We start from the raw sequence: 20,355 nt of genomic DNA on the forward strand, positions 1-20,355 counted from the left end.
CGAGGTCCCGCCGTGGCAGAGAAGCGTGAGTGGAGTGCGCGGCATGCGAGAGAAGCTACCACAACTCCTCAGACAAGTAGATAAGCAGGCAAGTAGGCGAGTTGCGGGAGTGCGAGATGATGGGAGCATGAGCACCCTCCACCGTGAACCACTCGCCGCGCAGGCGGCCAAGCTGCTGCTCGAGCGCATTCGGGCAGGCGAGTGGGAACTCGGCCAGAAGCTCCCCGGGGAGACGACGCTTGCACCCCAACTCGGAGTCGGACGGTCGACCATTCGCGAGGCTATCCGCCAACTCGCGGGGAGCGGCGTGCTCACCACCAGGCAGGGCGCTGGCGTCTTCGTGACTGCGTTGGATGCCCCGGAGGCACTGGACGCTGTGCTGCTGCGTGCAGATATCCAGACGGTGATCGAAGCGCGCATCGCGGTCGAGGTCGAGGCCTCCTCGCTCGCCGCGGAGCGCCGCACGAGCGAGGAGTTGCTCGCGATGAGGCGGGCCGCCGATGCTCGCGACGCGCAGCGATCGAGCATCGAGGCGCATGTGGATGCGGATACCGCTCTGCACCGCAGCATCGTCGCCGCGGCGCACAATGAGATCCTCTCGGAGCTCTTCGAGGGCTTCGCGCCTCGCAGCAGGCAGGCGATGATCGGCATGCTGCGCCTTCGCAGCGAGTTCGGCAGCGACGCCGACCACCTCGTCCACACCCGTATCGTCGACGCGATCGCTGCGCAGGACGCACCAGCGGCGGCCGCGCTCACGCGCGCCCACCTGCTGGAACTCGCGGAGAGCGTGGCCTGACGGCGGCCGGTGCCTGCCGGACTAGGCGTCGATGTCGAGGACGACCTTGCCGCGCACGTGGCCCTCTGCGATGAGCTCCTGTGCAGCTCCGGCCTCGGCGAGGGGGAAGACGCGGTCGACGTGCGTCTGCAGGGCGCCCTGCTCGAAGAGCTGCGTGATGGTCTGCAGGATGCGCCCTTCTGGCGAGAGCTTGAGGGTCGACGCGACGATGCCGCGGTTCTCGGCCGCGGCCTCTTCGAAGAGCTCCGGGTAGCTGCCCGTTGGCACGTTGATGAGTGTTCCGCCGTCGCGCAGCACCCGCAGCGAGCGGGTCCCCGTCTGATCCCTCACGTTGCCGATGAGGTCGATGACGACGTCGACTGGCTCGGCGATGGCGTCCTCGAAGCGCTCTGAGCGGTAGTCGATGACCTGGTCTGCGCCGAGCTCCCGCAGCCAGTCGTGGTTGCGCTCGGACGCCGTGGTGATGACGTGGGCTCCGTAGTACTTCGCCAGCTGCACGGCGAAGTGGCCGACGCCGCCCGCGCCGGCGTGGATGAGGACCCGCTGTCCGGTGTAGACGCCCCCGGCCTCCACCACTGCGGCCCAGGCGGTGAGTACCGCGAGCGGAACGCCGCCGGCCTCGATGAACGACAGGTTCTCGGGCTTCTTCGCGAGGCTCATGAACGGGATGGAGACGTACTCGGCGTACGCGCCGGAGTAGCGCGGGAAGAGGAGCATCCCGTAGACCTCATCGCCGGGCTGGAAAGGCGCGAGCTCGTAGGGGGCGCGGACGACGACCCCGGAGAACTCGCCGCCGAGGGTCGAGGGGAAGCTCGAGATCGCCTTGGACGCGCCGGCGCCTGAACGGGTCTTGCCGTCGATGGGGTTGACGCCCGCCGCCTTGACGCGCACGAGCGTGTCCGAGTTGAGCGTGAGCGGGACGGGCGTCTCGCCGAGCTGCATCATCTCGGGCCCGCCGATCCCTGTGAGGAGGGCGGCGCGCATCGTGTCGGAGGTGGGCTGGAGGTCGGAGGCGTCAGTCATACGCGCCATTCTCTCGCGGAAGGGGAGACTCTCCCAGAAGGCGAGACTCTCGGGGGATGTGAGCCCCACTTATGCGGCTGCTGGCTACGCGTAGGTCTCGGCGTCGTAGAACGACTGCGTGTAGTCGCTGCTGCTGTGCGTGTTGCCATATCCCTGGAACGGCGGAGCGTTGCCCGAGGAGTACTGCGCGAACTCGCCCCGGTACTTCTCGACGTCCTTGAGGACTTCGTTGGCGAGCGTCACGAGTTTCGCGATCTCGGCCTCGTCGCGGTCGATCCACACGAACTTCGGCTCGCGGTCGACGACGATGAAGTCCTGGTGCCGCTCCCAGACCATGAGGGTCCGTTCGGCGCCGAGCACGTACTGCTGCCACCAGATCTGCCGCATGTACGAGCGGGGGATGCGCTTCCAGACCTTGTTGGTGGTCTTGATCTCGGCGAGGAGGATGCGTCCTTCCTCGTCGCAGTGCAGTCCGTCGGGGGTCGCGAGGTGGCTCTTCGACGCCTCGGCGTGGAAGAGGAGGCCGCTCGCGGGAATGCCGTGGCGCTCCATGACCCACCTGGCGATCTCCGGCTCGCGCTGCCGGCCGAAGTCGGTGTACGCGTTGCCGTTGAAGGAGGTGCCCATGACCTTGTCCTTGACGACCTGTTTGACCGAGGAGGGGGTCGCGAGTCGCGCCGCGTCGGTTGCGGTGACGCCGTCGGAGCGGGCTTTGAGCCAGGCCGCGCGGTCGTTGGAGTCGGCGAGCACTCGAAGGAGGTGGGCGCTCATCGCCTCGACCTCGCGGGTTGCCGGGAGCTCGATGGCGGCGGTCTCGGCGGAGGCCGGTACGTGGGCGCGCCAGACGCCTACCTCGCTTGCCGAGAGGGGTGATGCTTCTGATGCGGGCCGGGTCTCTGAGGTGTAGAAGCGCGGCAGCGGCTCAGCGGTGACCTCCGTGAGTCCACCACTCGTGCGCGGCTGCTCCTGCAGGATCGGCGCGGGCGGCGCCACGTAGTCGACGAGCGCGGCGGGGCCGTAGAGCTCGCGGTCTCGCCGCCGCGACTTCGGCGCTGTCTTGGTTTCGATCCTGGGTTCGCCGAACCAGGACGTCTCGTCGACGTCGTGGCTCGGGCGGAACATGACCATCTGGCTATTCTTTCGCACACCACCGACAGATTCGGCAGGGAGTGCCGTCTGTCGGAAGAAAAGGGGCTGCTACTTCTCCCCACACCACCGACAAATTTGGTACCAGGCGCCGTTGCCGCGGAAGTTCCCGGCGCGTCGCCCCCGTCGGCCACGCACGTCAGTCGAGGTCGTGCAGCCACGGCACGTCAGTGCGAGACTGCCGAGGTTGCCATGATCGCCGTCGCGAGCGCCCGCGCGCCGTGGTCGGCGTCCGCGTCTTCGACGTATTCCTCCGGGGAGTGCGAGATGCCGCTCGGGTTGCGGATGAAGAGCATGGCGGTGGGTAGGTGCGCCGCGAGCACTCCGGCATCGTGGCCGGCTCCAGTGTCGAGCACCGGCGCCTCGGGGAGTGCGCGCTGGAGCGTGTCGCGGAGGTTCGCGTCGAACGACACGGTCGGCGAGAGCGACTCCTCGACGAGCACTGCTTCGCAGCCCTGCTCGGCTGCCACCTCGCTTGCTCGAGTGCGGATGCGCTCGACGAGTGCAGCGGTCAGGTCGTCGTCCGGGTGGCGCACGTCGAGCCACGCGTCGACCCGGGACGCGATGACGTTGGTCCCGCCCGGGACAGGCTCGAGTCGACCCACGGTTGCGCGGGCGCCCGGCACGGTGCGGGCGATCTCCTCGATGCCGACGATCAGCCGTGCTGCGGCGACCATGGGGTCGCGCCGGTCGGCCATGAGCGTTGTTCCGGCGTGGTTGCCCTGGCCAGTGAAGCTCACTCGCCAGCGGCCGTGGCCGAGGATCGATGAGCCGATCGCTACGGGGCCGGCGAGGTCGATGAGGCCGCGGCCCTGCTCGACGTGCAGCTCGATGAAGGCGCTGAACTGCGCGACTCTCGCGGGGTCTGGGCCGAGATACCTGGGGTCGAAGCCGGCCGAGGCCGACGCTTCCGCGAAGGTCGTGCCGTCCGCATCCCGCAGTGACCGGGCCCGGTCCGGGTCGATGGCGCCCGTGAGGAGCCTGGAGCCGAGGCAGGCCACGCCGAAGCGAGAGCCCTCCTCCTCCGGGAATACAGCGATGGCGATGGCGACGGTGGGCTGGCGGCCCTCGCTGCGGAGGAGGTCGACGGCGGCGAGGGCCGCCGTCACCCCGAGGGGTCCGTCGAAGGCGCCGCCCCCTGGAACAGAATCGAGGTGGCTGCCCGTGATGAGGGCGCCGGAGCGGTTGCCGTCTGGGCGGTCCCACCAGGCCCAGATGATGCCGTTGGCATCGATCTCGACGTCGAGCCCGCGGGCCGAGGCTGCGGCGAGGAACCATTCGCGGAGCTCGAACTCGGGATGCGAGTACACGGGCCTGCTGTAGCCGCCCCGCGTCCGGTCGCGCCCGAGGTGCTCGATCTCGCGCATGAGCGCGGACACGGAGCTCGGGTGAGCGGCGTTCGACGTGGTCGTGGTCGTGGTCATGCTGCGGCTCCTGTCGTCGCGGCGATGCGGAATTCATCGGGAACGGTGCCCGCTCCGGTGAGCAGGTCGGCGGCGAGCTCCCCGAGCAGCGGAGCGAACTTCCCGCCGTGGCCAGAGCAGGCCGAAAGTACCACGAGGTTGTCGACCCGGTCGATCACGAAGTCCTCGCTCGGTGTCGTCGTGAACAGGCAGGTCGTCTCGGCGAACGGCTCCGGCCGCACGCCTGGGAGGAACTTCTCGGCATACGCGATGAGCGCGCGGCGGTTGGCCGCATCCACGATGCCGTCTTGTGCGAGTGCGGAGTCGATTATCTTGCCGCCGTTGAACTGCGCGACCTTCTGCCCTCGCCAGTCGGCGTCGCGTCCGCCGGGTAGCCCGTAGGTCTGCAGCTGACGCGACTTGCTGATGAAGGTCGGCCAGGGGGCGGCATCGCGGCCAGAGTCCGCATCATCCAGGTAGGGGAAGTGGTACGCCTGCTCCTGGCGCACCTCGAGTTTCGGGAACTGGTCGAGGAACGCGGTCGGCAGCGACAGCTCTCCGAGGAGCGACGGGAGCCAGCCGCCGGCGGCGACGACGATGCTGTCCGCGTCGAGCGTCGATCCGTCGGCCGAATGCACGCGGTAGCCGCTGCCGGTGCGTTCGACGCGGGCGACGGGCCACGAGGTGCGCAGCTCGAGCATCCCGGTTGCGGATGCGGCGGCCAGGAGTGCGTCGACGGTCCCGCCAGCGTCGAGAACTCCGGCCCCCGGATGCCAGAGCACGTCGGTCTCGAACCGGAACTGCGGCCAGCGCTGCTTGGCCGCTTCGGCGCTGAGGAGCTCGTGCTCGACGCCTGCGGCTTCCAGCACGGCCGCGAGGCCCGCGGGGTCGCGGATGTTCCCGTGGTCGAGTGCGCCGGTCGGGCGGATGAGCTGCGTGCCGCTGACACGCTGCAGCTCGTCCCAGCCCGCCTTCGACCGCACGACGAGGTCTGTGTAGGTCTGCTCGGGGTACGCATACCGGAAGATCCGAGCGGAGCCGTGGGAGCTGCCGTGCTCGTTCGCCGGGGTCGTCCGCTCGAGAACGGTCACATGGTGTCCGCGTTGGGCGAGATGCCAGGCGGCTGCTGCGCCGGCGAGTCCCGCGCCGATGACGATCGTGTCGGTCATATCCGCTCCCTGCGAGGTTGATCGAGTGGTGCTCGAATGGTGCTCGACCTCCAGTAGGCCACCGCGGTTCGTCTGTGTCCAATATCATTTGCAGAGCATTTGATATGCGTCACGAATGGAAGTCATGGAACTGCGCCAGCTCAGGTACTTCGTCGCCGTCGCCGACGAGCTGCACTTCGGTCGTGCTGCGGCACGTCTCCACATGACGCAGCCCCCGTTGACCGTCGCCGTCCGCAAGCTCGAGGAGGAGCTCGGCGTGGCATTGTTCGAGCGGACGACGCGGAGCGTCTCGCTCACTGCGGCCGGCCGGATGTTCCGACAGCGAGTCGGAGCAGTTCTCGACGATCTGGACGGGGCCGTCTCTGACCTCGGGGACGTCGCAGCGGGGGCGGCCGGAAGGCTCCGCATCGGCTTCGTGAGCTCGGCTAGTTACAGCGTGCTGCCCAGGGGGCTGCGGGCGTTCCAGCTGCTCAGGCCGCGCATCCAGCTCGAGCCGCGGTCCCTCACGAGCGCCGAGCAGGTGACGCTCCTGCTGGAAGGCGAGCTGGACGTCGGAATCCTCCGCGACCCACTCGCCGTTCCCGGCCTCCGCGCCATCCTGCTCGAGGGGGAGGACCTGGTGGCGGTGCTCCCGGCGGGTGACCCACTTGCCGACGAGGCGGTCGTTGCACCCGGGAGCTTTCACGAGAAGGCGGTGGTGCTCTTCCCGTTCGAGCTCATGCCCGGCTTCGTCTCGGCCGTCATGTCCTGGCTCGGGGGAGCCCAGGCTGTGCCGCGCATCGTGCAGAGCGTCGTGCACCAGGAGACGGTTCTCGGCCTGGTCGCGGCGGGCGTCGGAGCCTCGATCCTGCCAGCGTCGGTGGCCCGATTTCACATGCCGGGGGTGGTCGTGCGCCCGCTGCTCGGCTCGCCCCGCACCGAGCTGTATGCCGTCGAGGGTCAGCGTTCTCACCCCAGCGCCAGCCTCCTCATCAAGAGTCTCCGCGACTCGCGTTGACGATCGCCGCGCGAGCATGTACTCTTTCGGAAGCCCAAGACCGCAGGTCTTCGTTGTGCGTGAGAACGCACACGAACGAAGGTTCGCAAGAACGTCCCGCGCAGGTGAACGAAGCAGATCTGCTCTGCGCGCAAGCGCATCCTCTCAGCTCCGGTCCACCTGCGACCGGAGCTTTTTTGTGTGTTGTGCATCGAAGATGCGCCTGCGGTGCGTGAATGACAAACGTCATGCACGTGCAAGAGAGAGAGGAGTGCCATGGCGACCAAGGAAGCAACTGTTGCCGAGCTTCAGGACTTGTTCCAGAACTCGACCGCCGTCCTGCTGACTGAGTACCGCGGTCTCACTGTTGCGCAGCTCAAGACGCTGCGTCGCTCGATCAGTGAGCACGCAAGCTACGCCGTGGTGAAGAACACGCTGACGAAGATTGCGGCGAACAACGCCGGAATCACCGCGTTCGACGACGAGCTGGCCGGCCCGAGCGCAATCGCGTTTGTGCATGGCGACCCCGTCGCAGTCGCGAAGAGTCTTCGTACCTTCGCCAAGGACAACCCTCAGCTTGTCCTGAAGGGCGGTTTCTTCGACGGAAACCCCCTCAGTGCAGAAGAGGTCAACAAGCTCGCCGACCTCGAGTCCCGCGAAGTTCTGCTCGGCAAGCTTGCCGGCGCCTTCAAGGCCTCGCTGTTCGGTGCCGCATACCTGTTCACCGCGCCTGCAGCCAAGGCTGTTCGCACGGTCGAGGCATTGCGCGAAAAGCAGGAGTCCGCGAACTAGTCCTACGGGATCTCGCGGCTAGAACAACACACAAGGAGAAAAAACATGGCAAAGCTCACGACTGAAGAGCTCATCGCAGCATTCAAGGAGCTCACGCTCATCGAGCTCAGCGAGTTCGTCAAGGCGTTCGAGGAGACCTTCGAGGTCACCGCTGCTGCTCCCGTTGCAGTTGCAGGCGTTGCTGCTGCAGCAGCAGACGCACCCGAAGAGGAGGAGAAGACGGAGTTCGACGTCATCCTCGAGGGCGCTGGCGACAAGAAGATCCAGGTCATCAAGGAGGTGCGCGCACTCACGAGCCTCGGCCTCGGTGAGGCGAAGGCACTCGTCGACGGTGCTCCGAAGGCCGTTCTTGAGGGCGTCAACAAGGAAGCTGCTGACAAGGCAAAGGACGCCCTCGAGGCTGCCGGCGCTTCGGTGACCGTCAAGTAGTCATCCCGCAGCGGTTCTGCGCGGTGTGTTCCGACACGCCGAAGGAACTTTTTTCACGAGGCATCGCATCCAGTTCCTGGATGCGGTGCCTCGTTCCTGTTTGTGAGAAAACCCCTGTTGAAGGTGCGATTCCTGAGGTCAGTGTGACCAATGTGACTGGTGTGTTGACGAGAATCAGGAACTTTCCGCGTGTCGCTTGACCCGATTTCGGCCTCGACGCACAATAATCCGCCGTGTTAGCGTCCCCTCATGCTTTCCGACACCTTCAAGAGCGCTCGCGCTCGCACCACGGCCCTCGTCATCGCCTTCGGCGTCGTCGCCGGTGGAGTCGCAGTCACGGCCGCGCCTTCGTTCGCTGCGAACGGCGACCAGGTCGATGCGAGTGTCGACGGCGACACGAGCACGGCTTCCGCCTCTGTCTCCGAGGAATCCATCGCCGCAGACGCGTCCGGCGTCACGGTCACCGGCTCGGGCTTCACGCCGGGCAACCTCGTCTACGTGCGCGTCGTCGGACCTGAGGGCCAGACCAACTGGTCATGGGGCACCGCGTCGCACGAGGTCGACGCCTCCGGCGCCGTCAGTGCAGAGCTGACGAGCGACGAGGCCTGGGCCGAGGGTGACTACTCCGTCGTGCTCTACGAGTCCGAGGGTGTCCAGGCGTCGACGGCCTTCGCTGCGGTCGCGCCTGCAGCTACGGAGACGCCTGCTCCGACCGAGACGGCTACGCCTGAGCCGACCGAGACCGAGACGGCAACTCCCGAGCCCACGGAGACCGAGACGGCAACTCCTGAGCCGACCGAGACGGCCACGGAGGCGCCTGAGCCGACGCTCACCGAGGAGCCCACGCTCGAGCCGACGGAGACCGCCAGCGTCGCCCCGACTGCGACCGAGACGGCGACGCCCTCCCCGACCGAGACTGAAGCCCCGGTCGCGGCTCCCGCTGTGGCGACCGAGCAGGCCAGCTACACGCAGGAAGAGGCCGCAGAAGGCATCACCTACGTCGCAACCGGCTTCACGCCAGGCGTCGAGCTTGGCCTCACGCTCCTGCTCCCAGATGGCACTTCCGCTGAGTTCGAATCGGCCGAGCCGATCACGCCGGATGCAGACGGGAACTACGCAGGCATCATCACGTACGACGCGGCCTGGGCTGTTGGCGACTACGGCATCACGCTCACGACCATCAGTCCCGCGGCTGGGGAGGAGACCGGCGCTCCCGCCGCCGACTCCGCCCGCGCGGTGCCGCTCATCGTCCAGGACGAGTCCGAGCTGACGGCGTCCACGGAGTCTCCAGCAGCTGTCGAGCTCGAGCAGGATGCGGTCGCGGCTGCCGAAGAGCAGACTGCTGCGGCGTCCTTCGCTGTCACCGGCGAGACTCCCGCCACGGGCGGCACGTCGCCGAGCTCGACCTCGGCCCCGGCTGGGAATGGTGGTAACGGTACTGGCAACGGTGGCGGTGGAAGCGCCGACACCAAGGGCAAGGCGCAGAGCAAGTCGCTCGCGACCACCGGTGCGGAAGACGCCTTCGGTGCGGCTGGCATCGGCCTGCTTGTCCTCGGCCTCGGTGCTGCGGCGGTCACTGGCGCGCGCTTCCTGAGTCGCCGACGCGAGAGCTGACAGCAGCGAAACCTGCGATGAGCGGGGCTGGGGCCGATGGGCTCCAGCCCCGCTTTCTGTGTATCGCCGCTGATATCTATGTTTTCTCACGTAGTTGGGGAGAAGTCCCCGATCAGGAAACCGGTCCAAACTTGGACGACTAAGGGGTCTCTGATCAGCACTTTTGGTGTCGAAGGCTGAACCGAATCAAGCTCGATTTCGCCAGGTTCCTTCGCAACCTTCTGGACATGACCTGTGAGTCAGGCCAAGATTTGGTTATGGCTTCCTCATTCTTCTCTCCGTCGCGCAAGCGCGCGTCCGCGTTCGCGATCGCCTTCGGCGTGTTCGCCGGCGGTGCCGTGCTGACCGCCGCCCCTGCGTTCGCAGCAACGACCACCCCTCCCGTCGAGACCACGACTCCCGCGGAGACGTCCGCCGCGTCCGAGGCGACGGGGCAGGCAACGAAGTCGAGCTTCACGCCCGACGAGAACATCACGTACGTCCTCACGGGGCTCGCTCCTGATGTCGCCCTCGCGAGCATCACGCTCACGCTGCCCGACGGCTCGACGGTCTCCGTCCCGCCGAGCGGCGACTCCGCATGGGACGTCGATGGCGACGGCAACTACAGCGGCGAGCTCATCTCGACCCAGGACTTCCCTGTGGGCGACTACAGCGTTGAGATCACGCAGGACTACACCGACGCGTCCGGGCCCGCGCAGAACGTCGTGACGTTCGGCTTCACCGTGGCTGAAGAGTCGAGCCCAGAGCCGACCGAGACCGCGACGCCGACCGAGACCGCGACGCCGACCGAGACGGCAACGCCGACCGAGACGGCAACGCCCACTGAGACGGCAACGCCCACGGCGACCCCGACGGCGACCAGCACGCCGACCGCCACGCCGACCCCCACGGTCGAGGCTCCGCTCGCCTACGCGAACGCAGACAGCTTCCTCCCCACGGACGACATCACGTACACGGCGCAGAACTTCACGCCGGGTCTCGCGCTCGACCTCACGGTCACCTCCCCGGACGGTTCCTCGGTCCAGGTCGACCCCACCGATGACTCCGTCGTCGGTGAAGACGGCAGCTACCCGGGCGTCCTCATCAACCAGTCGGGCACCCCGCTGCCCCTCGGTGAGTACACCGTGACGCTCTCGCAGTCGAGCGGTCTCTCCGCGACGTTCACGTTCCTCATCGCCGAGGCGACGCCGGGCACCACGACCGCGCCGACCACGGCACCCACGGTCACCACGGTCCCCGTCGGCAATGGCGGAGGCACCAGCACGGGCCACAAGTCGCCTGAGCTCGCCACGACGGGTGCGGAAGACGCATTCGGCGCAGCTGGCATCGGTCTCCTCGCGCTCGCCACGGGCGCTGGCGTGCTCGTCGCCCGCCGCCTGGCGACCAAGAAGGCCTAGTAGCTCACTGAGCTCTTCGTGAAGAGGGCGCCACCTTCGGGTGGCGCCCTCTTCGCGTCCCCGAACGGCTCGCCTGCTCGTCCTGCTCTGCCCGGCCGCCCCACCGCATCCGTCGCGGATCGCGCCAGACGCGCCCACATCCTTCGCAGAAGTGGGGAAGATGCAGCATCGCTCCGTCTGGAAGGTGCTTCTGTCGACCGGATGTGCCCGGCTCGCAGCTTCGGGAGGCGGGTGAGGGGGATGTGCGTCGGCGGCGCGAAAGCGGTCGGTGAGAAGGCAGACGGCGAGGAAAGCCCGGGGAGACTGCGGCATCACGACAGCGGCAAAGACGAAAGCCCCGACCTGGAATCCCTGGTCGGGGCTTTCGTGCACATGGCGGAGGATAGGGGATTCGAACCCCTGAGGGCTTTCACCCAACACGCTTTCCAAGCGTGCGCCATAGGCCACTAGGCGAATCCTCCACGGGAGCGCCAGGCGCTCACCTCGAAAGAGCATAGCGGGTCTGGCGACCGTTCGTGAACGCGAGCGCCAAATCGACCCGCGGCGAGCCCGCGAGGCGCACCCGGGCTACAGGTTCTTGACTGCCTCGCCCACCTCGTCGTCACCCGACACGACCTCGAACTGCTTGTGGATGCCCACGCGGCGAACCAGCAGGGCCGCGATCACCGCCGCCACGTCCGCACGAGGAATGCTGCCGCGCTCGACCTGCTCGCCCACCTTGACGTGGCCAGTCGGCTCGTCGTCGGTGAGGCCGCCGGGTCGCACGATCGTCCAGTCGAGCTTCGCGCTGCGGGCGCGGATGTCGGCGTCGGCCTCGCTCTTCGCCCGCAGGTACACCTGGTAGACGTCGTCGGAGTCGCGGTCGAACGTATCCGTGCCGATGGCGGAGACGACGACGAACCTGCGCACGTTCGCGATCTCGGCGGCATCCGCCGAGAGGATCGCGCCGTCGCGGTCGAGCGTGAGCTTGCGCTCCGCGGAGCTGCCAGGGCCAGCGCCTGCGGCGAAGACGACTGCATCCACATGGCCGAGCTGCTTGGCGAGGTCGGTCGCCGTGCTCTGCTCGAGGTCGGCGACCACCGGGTCCGCGCCGAGCTCCTTGAGGGAGTCCACGTAGTCCGGGTTGCGGATGACGCTCGTGACGCGGTGACCGCGCTCGATGAGCTGGGTTGTCAGGAGGCGTGCGATCTGACCATTTCCACCGATGACTGCAATTCTCATGCCTGCAGTCAAGCTGGTCAGCCTGAGTTCACGGCCAGCGTTCGCGGCGGGCGATCTGCGAGCGACCGCGTCGACCGGTGATCGAGGGGCCGAGGAAGCCGGAGCCGCAGGGGAGAGACCCGGGAAAAGAAAAGACCCCCCGCGCACCCGCCAGAGCCCGGTTACCCTTGCTGCGTTTCCGCCCTGGGGGAGTTGGCCTGGATGGCGCCACGCGAGGAGCCGTCGACCATCATAGCGCGACGGGAGCGAGACGCGAATCCGGGGCGGTTCGAATTGGCAGGATCACGACAGCCCGCTGACTCGGCACCCGACTACCATTGCCTGACGTGGGGACAAGCATCTACATCACGTCATCAGAGGGTCACTCTGGCAAGTCAGCTATCGCGCTCGGCGTGGTGAGTGCCCTGAGCCGGTCGATCGGCCGGGTCGGCGTGTTCCGACCCATCGTGCAGAGCGCTGAGGCGCGAGACGACATCCTCGAGCTCCTGCTCTCACAGCTCGACCCGCAGAACCGCGGTTTCGAGTACGAGTCGGGCTTCGGCGTCACCTACGACGACGTGCACGCCGACCCTGATGAGGCGCTGTCCCGCATCGTCACCCGCTACCGGGCCCTCGAGCGGCGCTGCGACACCGTGGTCATCGTCGGCAGCGACTTCACCGACATCGGCAACCCGGCCGAGTTGGGCTTCAACGCTCGCGTCGCCGCGAACCTCGGCGCGCCGGTCCTGCTCGTCCTGACCGGCCTCGACGCCGACAAGGGGCAGCCGCGCACGCCGGAGCAGCTGGCGCAGGCGCTGGAGGTCACCCTCCCCGAGCTCGACGCGGCGCACGCGACGCTGCTCGCTATCGCCATCAACCGCGCCGACGAGCACGCCACGGAAGAGGTGCGTGCCGCCGTCGCAGAGCGCGCGCTGCGTGAGCTCGGTCACAAGGTGCCCGTGTGGGCGATCCCCGAGACGCCCCTCCTCATGGCTCCGTCGCTGTCGCAGCTCCTGGATGCGGTCGGCGGCGAGCTCGTCTACGGCGACCGCGAGCTCCTCGGTCGCGAGGTCCTCGGCATCGTGCTCGCGGGCATGTCCATGCAGAACGTCCTCGAGCGCCTCAAGGAGGGTGCTGTCGTCGTCATCGCGGCCGACCGCACCGAGGTGCTCCTCGCCGTGCTCCTCGCGCAGCGAGCCGAGACCTTCCCGTCGCTGACGGGCATCGTCGTCAACGGCCCCTTCGAGTTCCCACCGGCGATCGAGCGCCTCATCAACGGCCTCAACGTCGAGGTGCCGATCATCCGCACCAACTTCGGCACCTACGACACGGCTCAGCGCATCATGCAGACGCGCGGACGCCTCGCCGCCGCGGGCATCTCGCGCCGCAAGATCGACCTCGCACTCGCCAAGTTCGAGCAGCACATCCCGGCCATCGAGGTCGTCGCGCTCCTCAACGTCAAGCCGTCGCTCGTCGTGACGCCCCTCATGTTCGAGAACACGCTCCTCGACCGGGCCCGCTCCGACCGCAAGCACATCGTCCTGCCGGAGGGGAGCGACGACCGCATCCTCGTGGCAGCAGGCTCGCTGCTGGCGCGCGAGGTCGCCGAGATCACGATCCTCGGCGAGGAGTCCGAGGTGCGTGGCCGCGCATCCGCCCTCGGCGTCGACATCTCGGCCGCTCACGTGCTGAGCACGAGCAACCCCGACTATGTCGCCCGCTTCGCGGAGGAATACGCGCGGCTTCGGGCGCACAAGGGCGTCACGATCGAGGCCGCGACCGAGCGCGTGCGCGACGTCAGCTACTTCGGCACGCTCATGGTGCACCTCGGCCTCGCCGACGGAATGGTCTCAGGGGCCGCCCACACGACGGCCCACACCATCCGCCCCGGCTTCGAGATCGTCAAGACCAAACCGGGCGTCTCCGTCGTCTCGAGCGTCTTCCTCATGGCCCTCGCCGACCGCGTGCTCGTCTACGGCGACTGCGCCGTCAACCCCGACCCGACGGCAGAGCAGCTCGCCGACATCGCCATCTCCTCCGCTGAGACGGCCACCCAGTTCGACATCGCCGTGCGAGTCGCGATGCTCTCCTACTCGACTGGCGAGTCGGGGTCCGGCGCCGACGTCGACAAGGTCCGCACCGCGACCGGCATCGTGCGCGAGCGCATGCCGGAGCTGCCCGTCGAGGGGCCGATCCAGTACGACGCGGCGACGGATGCGGCGGTCGCGAGCAAGAAGATGCCAGGCAGCCAGGTCGCCGGCCGAGCGACGGTGTTCATCTTCCCCGACCTCAACACGGGCAACAACACGTACAAGGCGGTGCAGCGCTCCGCCGGAGCTGTCGCGATCGGGCCGATCCTGCAGGGTCTGAACAAGCCCATCAATGACCTCTCCAGAGGCGCGCTCGTCTCCGACATCATCAACACCGTCGCCATCACGGCGATCCAGGCGCAGCGCTCCTAGGAGCATCCGCCTCACGTCCCGCCCGCCCCTCGCGGGTCTCGAGAAAGGGTGCTCATGAGCATCGTCCTGGTCGTCAACTCCGGCTCGTCCTCCTTCAAGTACCAGCTGATCGACATGGACCGCGAGGAGACGCTCGCGTCCGGCCTCGTGGAGCGCATCGGCGAGCGCGTCGCGAGCGTCACGCACAAGACCGGGGGAGAGACCTTCGCACGCGAGGCGGACATCCCGAACCACACGCGCGGGTTCGAGGCCATGCTCGAGGGCTTCGAGGAGCACGGCCCGAGCCTCGCCGAGTTCCCGCCGGTCGTCGTGGGGCACCGCGTCGTGCACGGCGGGCGCCGATTCTTCGACGCGGCCGTCATCGACGGCAAGGTGCTGCAGGACATCGAGGACCTCATCCCGCTCGCCCCGCTGCACAACCCGGCCAACCTCGAGGGCATCGTCGGAGCTCGTGACGTCTTCGCGGAGACGCCGCACGTCGCAGTCTTCGACACGGCCTTCCATACGACGATGAGCGAAGCCTCGTCGCTGTACGCACTGGATGCGGCCGTCGCCAAGGAGCACCGGGTGCGCAAGTACGGCGCGCACGGCACGAGCCACAAGTTCGTCTCGGAGGAGACCGCAGGCTTCCTCGGGCGTGACCTGGCGGGCCTCAAGACGATCGTGCTGCACATCGGCAACGGCGCCAGCATGTGCGCCGTCGATGGGGGCCGTTCCGCCGAGACGAGCATGGGCATGACGCCACTCGAGGGCCTGGTCATGGGCACCCGCACCGGCGACCTCGACCCGGCCGTCCTCGTGCACCTGTCGCGTCGCGGCGGCTACACGATCGACCAGCTCGACGACCTCCTGAACCGCAAGTCCGGGCTGCTCGGGCTCACGGGCTCCGGCGACATGCGCGATGTCCGGCAGAAGGCGAACTCGGGCGACGAGCGCGCTCAGCTCGGTCTCGCCGTCTACGCGCACCGCATCCGCCACTACCTGGGCGCCTACATGCTGCTGCTCGGGGGAGCCGACGCGATCGTCTTCACCGCCGGCATCGGCGAGAACGACGCCCAGCTTCGCGCCGACGTGCTCGAGGGCCTCGAATGGCTCGGCGTGAAGCTGTCGCCCGAGCGCAACGAGTCGTCGTCGCGGGATGCTCGCCGCATCTCGGCGGACGACTCGCGCATCGAGGTGCTGGTCGTGCCGACCAACGAGGAGCTCGAGATCGCGCGGCAGAGCCTGGCTGCGATCGCCTGAGCCTGAGCCTGAACCGGGCGCTGAGCTGGCCTGGCCTGGCTCGGCTCGGCTCGGCTCGACTCGACTCGACCCGACTCGGCTCGGCGCGGCCCAACCCGACGCGGCTCGACTCGGCCTGACTCGACGCGGCCTGGTCTGGCGCGGCGCGTCCTGACCCGGCGCGGCCCGACCTGGCGGGGCCTACGCGGCGCGGCGCGGTTCGGCCTGGCGGGGCCTGGCCTGGCGCGGCCCGACCTGGCGGGGCCTGACTCGACTCGACTCGACTCGACTCGACCCGACCCGACCCGACCCGACCCGATCCGACCCGACCCGGCTCGGCCGGCCCCTACGCGACGCGGCCTGACCCGGCGCGGCGCGGTTCGGCCTGGCGGGGCCTGACTCGGACCAGCTTGCCCTTGCCCTTCCGATCACGGCTTTCCGCATCCCGCGCCCCGCGCCCCGCGCCGCCGCGTCGTCGTGGAGTAATCGCTGCCAGCCGATTTACCCCTTAGGGGTGGCGCTGGAGGGGTACTTGGCTGGCAGCGATTTCGGAAGCGGCGCTGCTTCGGGGCCACCTGGCTGGCAGGGATGGGGTCAGCTCGCGCTGGGAGTCGGACTGTGCGGACAGGGAACGGCCGCGGCGCGCCCGATGTCGGTGGTGCCGTCTACGATGGTGCGCATGGCCACAGCCCTGTACCGCCGCTATCGGCCTGAGAACTTCGCCGAGATGATCGGGCAGTCGCAGGTCACCGAACCCCTCATGACCGCGCTGCGCACCGGTCGTGTCAATCACGCCTACCTGTTCTCCGGCCCGCGAGGGTGCGGGAAGACGAGCTCCGCGCGCATCCTCGCCCGCTGCCTGAACTGCGCGGAGGGGCCGACCGACACCCCGTGCGGTGTCTGCCAGTCGTGCGTCGAGCTCGCCCGCGATGGCGGAGGCTCGCTCGACGTGTTCGAGATCGACGCCGCCAGCCACGGTGGCGTGGAAGACGCTCGCGAGCTGCGAGAGCGCGCCATCCTCGCGCCGAGCCGCGACCGCTACAAGATCTTCATCATCGACGAGGCGCACATGGTGACCTCGGCCGGCTTCAATGCCCTGCTCAAGGTCGTCGAGGAGCCGCCGGAGCACGTGCGCTTCGTGTTCGCGACGACCGAGCCCGAGAAGGTCATCGGCACGATCCGTTCGCGCACGCACCACTACCCGTTCCGGCTCATCCCGCCTGCCCTCATGCTCGAGTACGTCGAAGAGCTCTGCACCAGCGAGGGCGTCACCGCCGAGCCCGGCGTGCTGCCCCTCGTCGTGCGCGCCGGCGGCGGTTCTGCCCGCGACACGCTCTCGCTGCTCGACCAGATCATCGCGGGCTCCGAGACGGGTCTCCTCGGCTACCAGCGCGCCGCTGCCCTCCTCGGCTTCACCGGCCAGGAGCTGCTCGACGAGTCGATCGACGCGTTCGCCGACGCCGACCCTGCCGCCGCCTACACGGCGGTCGACCGCGTCATCCAATCCGGGCAAGACCCTCGCCGCTACGTCGAGGACCTGCTCGAGCGCTTGCGTGACCTCATCGTCGCCAAGGCGACGGGTCCAGGTGCCGGGGCAGTGCTTCGCGGGCTCGGAGCGGATGAGGTCGAGGCGCTCCGCGTCCAGGCCGGTCGATTCTCGCCAGCCGCGCTCACGGGCATCGCCGACCTCGTCAACGAGACCCTCACCGACATGAGCGGGGTGACCTCGCCGAAGCTGCACCTCGAGCTGCTCGTCGCACGTATCCTCGTCGCATCGCGAGCCGACTTCATTGACAGCGGCACGCTGCTCGCGGTGGCGGACGCGCCGGGCACGTCGCCGATGCGTGTCGCCGCCCCTGCTGCCTCGGGTGCCGCTGCGCCGACGACTGGTTCCGCCATGTCGGCGTCCGCGGATGCTCCTGCCGCAGCTCCGCAGGCGGCCTCGCCTGCCTCAAAGTCCGGCTCCGCTTCAGGCCCCGAGCCAGCCGCAGCCCACGCACAGCAGCCGAAGCCTGCCGACCATGCGCCGGGCGAGGCCGCGACGCCACCCGCTGCCGTTTCTGCCGTTTCTGCTGCTGCTGCTGAGCCTGCCGCCGGGGAACCCGACACGGCATCCGCGGCGCGTCTCGCCGCCGCATCCTGGGCCGCCGCGACTCCTGGTTCTGGGGGCACCTCGAGCTCTGGGGGCACCTCGAGCTCTGGGGTGGCCTCCGGCTCGGAATCGACTCCAGCGGCGGCTTCGGCCTCGCCGGCGCCAGAAGCACCCGCACCTGCACCTGCACCTGCTCCGGCCCCGGTGGTGCTGCCGCCGGCCGAGCCCACGCCACGTTCGGCCGTGGAAACGGGGTCGCCCTCCGCGCCAGTCGAGGAGCAGTCCACGCCTTCTCCCGTCAGCGAAGCGAGCCAGGGTTCCGAGCCCGACGCTGCTCCCGGTCGGAGTGCCGAGGCAGAAGCGCCCCTCGACGGCCAAGCGCCTGCAGACGCAGATGCCCCTGCCGAGGACGAGCCAGCCGCTCCGCCCGTCGCGGAGTCAGCGCCCGAACCCGAACCCGAAGCCGAGTCCGAGCTCGAAGCCGAGTCCGCGCCGGCTGCCGTCTCGACACCGGACCTCACCGCCGGGCAGGGACCCGCATCTGGCGAGGTTTCCGGGCCTGGTCCTGTTCCGCACGCCACGGCGGCGCGAGCATCCGCTGAGCCCCCCGTGTTCGCGCAGCTGCGCGACGCCTGGCCGACGCTGCTTGAGCGTATGCGCGACCTCGGCGGCACACACGCCTGGAGCGTCGCTCAGTCGGTGCACCCGCGCGACCTCATCGGCGACCTGCTGGTCTTCGAGGTGCCGTCGCGCGCCGTGCTCGATCAGTTCCGCGGCGAGCGGGGTGCCGCTGACGCGCCGAGCGCCGTGCTGCGAACCGCCATCCAGGAGATGTTCGGCATCACCGTCAAATTCCAGCCGCAGCGACCGGGCGGAGCGGGCGGTGCCGGGGCTCCAGGAGGAGGCCAGGCTCCCAGCCGCGCCGACGAGCCGGCGCCAGCACCAGCGGAGCCCGACCCGGCACCAGCTCCAGCCCAAGCACGAGCGGCGGAGACCCGCGCCACCCGCGCCCCGCGAGAACAGCCCACGGCTGCACCGACCGCGACCGCGGCGTCCTCCGAGCCCGTATCCACGCCCTCTCCGTCGAAGGCTTCGTCCTCGTCGAGCGGCCTCAACTGGACCGTCGCGAGGATCCCCGGGCAGGAGTCTGCTCCCGACGACGGCCCCGGTTCTGGATGGGCGACCGCGGCCATCCCCGGGTCCGGCACTGCCTCGGACGCGAGCTCGACGCCTCGCGTGCCCGCAGCATCCGCCCCGAGTGCGGTGGCCACCTCGAGCGCAGCACCCGCGGTGCAGGCGGCACCGGTCGACGGGGCGCCAGCTCCCGCGGCACCGCCAGCCCCGAAGCGCACGCAGCGCGTCGCGAGTGCACCCGTGATTCCCGGCGTCGAGCGCTACGGTGAGGCCATCGTGCGCGAGCGCCTCGGCGCACGCTTCATCGGCGAGGACATCATCGTGCCCGAGCCGGAGGCCGCCGAGCTGCCGCCTGAGGACGACTTCTCCGCACCACCACCACCTGAAGACGGGGGCTATTGAGCCGTGCGTGCATCATCATCCGAAGGTCGGAGCAACTGAGCCATGTATGAAGGCATCATCCAGGACCTCATTGACGAGCTCGGGCGCCTGCCCGGCGTCGGTCCCAAGTCCGCGCAGCGCATTGCGTTCCATATCGTGCAGACGCAGTCCTTCGACGTGTCGCGGCTCGCGCAGATCCTCGCCACCGTCCGCGAGCGAGTGCAGTTCTGCACCGTCTGCGGCAACGTCAGCGAGGGGCCCGAGTGCAACGTGTGCCGCGACCCGCGTCGCGACCGCACCGTCATCTGCGTCGTCGAGGAGCCGAAGGACGTGGCCGCCATCGAGCGCACCCGCGAGTTCAGCGGCCTCTTCCACGTGCTGGGCGGCGCCATCAATCCGATGGAAGGCATCGGTCCGGACGACCTGAACATCCGCACGCTCCTGGCCAGGCTCGAGTCGGGGGAGGTCAAGGAGGTCATCGTCGCGACTGACCCGAACCTCGAGGGAGACGCCACGGCTTCGTACCTGAGCCGGCTCCTCACGAGCATCGGCGTGCCCGTCTCCCGGCTCGCCTCCGGCCTCCCCGTCGGCGGAGACCTCGAGTACGCCGACGAGATCACCCTCGGTCGCGCCTTCTCCGGCCGCCGCGCCATCGACTGACCGTCACGCGGCGGACCGGCAACGCCCGCCGCCAGTCCAGCCAGCTCCGCCAGCTCCGCCAGCTCCGCCGCGCCCAGCCAGCTCGGCCTGCTTCGCCGCGCCCAGCCAGCTCGGCCTGCTTCGCCGCGCCCAGCCAGCTCGGCCTCGCCGCGGCCAGCTCCGCCCCGCCGCGGCGAGCCGCGCTCGCCCCCTCCCACAGTCCAGCCGCGGCTCCGCTGCGCCGCGCTCACCCCTCCCGCCGCTGGCCCCTCGCCCTCCCAACCCGCGCGGCGCAGAGTTGTGGGCAGATGCGCTTGCGGGCGTTGTCGAGTGCATCCACCCACAACTCTGTCGAGGGGATGGGCAGGTGAGTGGGTGAGTGGGGCTGCGGGTCCCTGAGCGGGTCGGTGCGACGCCGCCCGCGCGGCGCAGAGTTGTGGGCAGATGCGCTTGCGGGCGTTGTCGAGCGCAACTGCCCACA

Annotated in this window: 15 protein-coding genes, 1 tRNA gene and 1 other RNA gene; 10 read left to right on the forward strand and 7 right to left on the reverse strand. The window is 68.9% G+C overall.

Annotated elements, in window-relative coordinates; all coding sequences use genetic code 11:
* Window positions 1-127 precede the first annotated feature (127 nt).
* Window positions 128-796: a FadR/GntR family transcriptional regulator gene (locus tag ITJ67_RS15840; RefSeq protein WP_160072969.1), complete on the forward strand. Its 669-nt coding sequence runs from the start codon at window positions 128-130 to the stop codon at window positions 794-796.
* A gap of 21 nt (window positions 797-817) precedes the next feature.
* On the opposite strand, the gene ITJ67_RS15845 is transcribed toward ITJ67_RS15840, so the two are convergent.
* The 4 genes from ITJ67_RS15845 to ITJ67_RS15860 all read right to left on the reverse strand — a co-directional run bounded on the left by ITJ67_RS15845 (window position 818) and on the right by ITJ67_RS15860 (window position 5,537).
* Window positions 818-1,819, reverse strand: a complete 1,002-nt coding sequence (locus ITJ67_RS15845; RefSeq protein ID WP_228503097.1) for an NADP-dependent oxidoreductase — start codon at window positions 1,817-1,819, stop codon at window positions 818-820.
* 84 nt (window positions 1,820-1,903) lie between these two features.
* Window positions 1,904-2,947, reverse strand: a complete 1,044-nt coding sequence (locus ITJ67_RS15850) for a YqaJ viral recombinase family protein (RefSeq protein WP_228503099.1) — start codon at window positions 2,945-2,947, stop codon at window positions 1,904-1,906.
* A gap of 185 nt (window positions 2,948-3,132) precedes the next feature.
* On the reverse strand, window positions 3,133-4,389 hold the full coding sequence (locus ITJ67_RS15855) for an allantoate amidohydrolase (protein WP_194678279.1): 1,257 nt from the start codon (window positions 4,387-4,389) through the stop codon (window positions 3,133-3,135).
* Window positions 4,386-5,537 carry an FAD-dependent oxidoreductase gene (locus ITJ67_RS15860; RefSeq protein ID WP_194678280.1) on the reverse strand — a complete coding sequence of 384 codons (1,152 nt, stop codon included), beginning with the start codon at window positions 5,535-5,537 and terminating at the stop codon, window positions 4,386-4,388. Before ITJ67_RS15860 ends, ITJ67_RS15855 begins: the two co-directional genes overlap by 4 nt.
* 124 nt (window positions 5,538-5,661) lie before the next feature.
* Here ITJ67_RS15860 and ITJ67_RS15865 point away from each other — a divergent pair, with 124 nt between their 5' ends.
* The 5 genes from ITJ67_RS15865 (at window position 5,662) to ITJ67_RS15885 (ending at window position 10,745) form a co-directional block, all read left to right on the forward strand.
* The gene (locus tag ITJ67_RS15865) at window positions 5,662-6,534 is read left to right on the forward strand and encodes a LysR substrate-binding domain-containing protein (protein WP_201297680.1); all 873 of its coding nucleotides are present in this window, start codon (window positions 5,662-5,664) and stop codon (window positions 6,532-6,534) included.
* Window positions 6,535-6,789: 255 nt separating this feature from the next.
* Entirely contained in the window at window positions 6,790-7,305 is a 516-nt protein-coding gene (gene rplJ / locus ITJ67_RS15870) for a 50S ribosomal protein L10 (protein WP_104243230.1), read from the forward strand.
* A gap of 45 nt (window positions 7,306-7,350) precedes the next feature.
* On the forward strand, window positions 7,351-7,734 hold the full coding sequence (gene rplL, locus ITJ67_RS15875) for a 50S ribosomal protein L7/L12 (protein ID WP_104243228.1): 384 nt from the start codon (window positions 7,351-7,353) through the stop codon (window positions 7,732-7,734).
* A gap of 249 nt (window positions 7,735-7,983) precedes the next feature.
* A complete protein-coding gene (locus tag ITJ67_RS15880; RefSeq protein ID WP_194678281.1) occupies window positions 7,984-9,348 on the forward strand; it encodes a hypothetical protein in 1,365 nt (454 codons plus the stop codon).
* A 257-nt stretch (window positions 9,349-9,605) separates the two neighbouring features.
* Window positions 9,606-10,745, forward strand: coding sequence for a hypothetical protein (locus ITJ67_RS15885; RefSeq protein ID WP_160072959.1), 1,140 nt, complete (start codon window positions 9,606-9,608; stop codon window positions 10,743-10,745).
* Between the two features lie 373 nt (window positions 10,746-11,118).
* Here ITJ67_RS15885 and ITJ67_RS15890 read toward each other — a convergent pair.
* From ITJ67_RS15890 to ffs, 3 genes are all read right to left on the reverse strand, one after another.
* Window positions 11,119-11,206: transfer RNA gene (locus ITJ67_RS15890), tRNA-Ser, on the reverse strand.
* Window positions 11,207-11,312: 106 nt separating this feature from the next.
* Window positions 11,313-11,966, reverse strand: a complete 654-nt coding sequence (locus ITJ67_RS15895) for an SDR family oxidoreductase (RefSeq protein WP_160072957.1) — start codon at window positions 11,964-11,966, stop codon at window positions 11,313-11,315.
* 127 nt (window positions 11,967-12,093) lie between these two features.
* Window positions 12,094-12,190: signal recognition particle sRNA small type (ffs, locus tag ITJ67_RS15900), an RNA gene on the reverse strand.
* A 102-nt stretch (window positions 12,191-12,292) separates the two neighbouring features.
* Between ffs and pta the strand changes: the two genes are divergently transcribed.
* The 4 genes from pta to recR all read left to right on the forward strand — a co-directional run bounded on the left by pta (window position 12,293) and on the right by recR (window position 19,895).
* Window positions 12,293-14,407: a phosphate acetyltransferase gene (pta, locus tag ITJ67_RS15905; RefSeq protein WP_104330458.1), complete on the forward strand. Its 2,115-nt coding sequence runs from the start codon at window positions 12,293-12,295 to the stop codon at window positions 14,405-14,407.
* Window positions 14,408-14,461: 54 nt separating this feature from the next.
* Window positions 14,462-15,649, forward strand: coding sequence for an acetate/propionate family kinase (locus ITJ67_RS15910; RefSeq protein ID WP_194678282.1), 1,188 nt, complete (start codon window positions 14,462-14,464; stop codon window positions 15,647-15,649).
* 658 nt (window positions 15,650-16,307) lie between these two features.
* Window positions 16,308-19,256 carry a DNA polymerase III subunit gamma and tau gene (locus ITJ67_RS15915; RefSeq protein WP_194678283.1) on the forward strand — a complete coding sequence of 983 codons (2,949 nt, stop codon included), beginning with the start codon at window positions 16,308-16,310 and terminating at the stop codon, window positions 19,254-19,256.
* Window positions 19,257-19,298: 42 nt separating this feature from the next.
* A complete protein-coding gene (recR, locus tag ITJ67_RS15920) occupies window positions 19,299-19,895 on the forward strand; it encodes a recombination mediator RecR (RefSeq protein ID WP_068476612.1) in 597 nt (198 codons plus the stop codon).
* The last annotated feature ends 460 nt before the right edge of the window (window positions 19,896-20,355 follow it).

Origin of the sequence: Pseudoclavibacter sp. VKM Ac-2867 (assembly GCF_015351275.1) — a bacterium.
Taxonomy (GTDB): Bacteria; Actinomycetota; Actinomycetes; order Actinomycetales; family Microbacteriaceae; genus Pseudoclavibacter.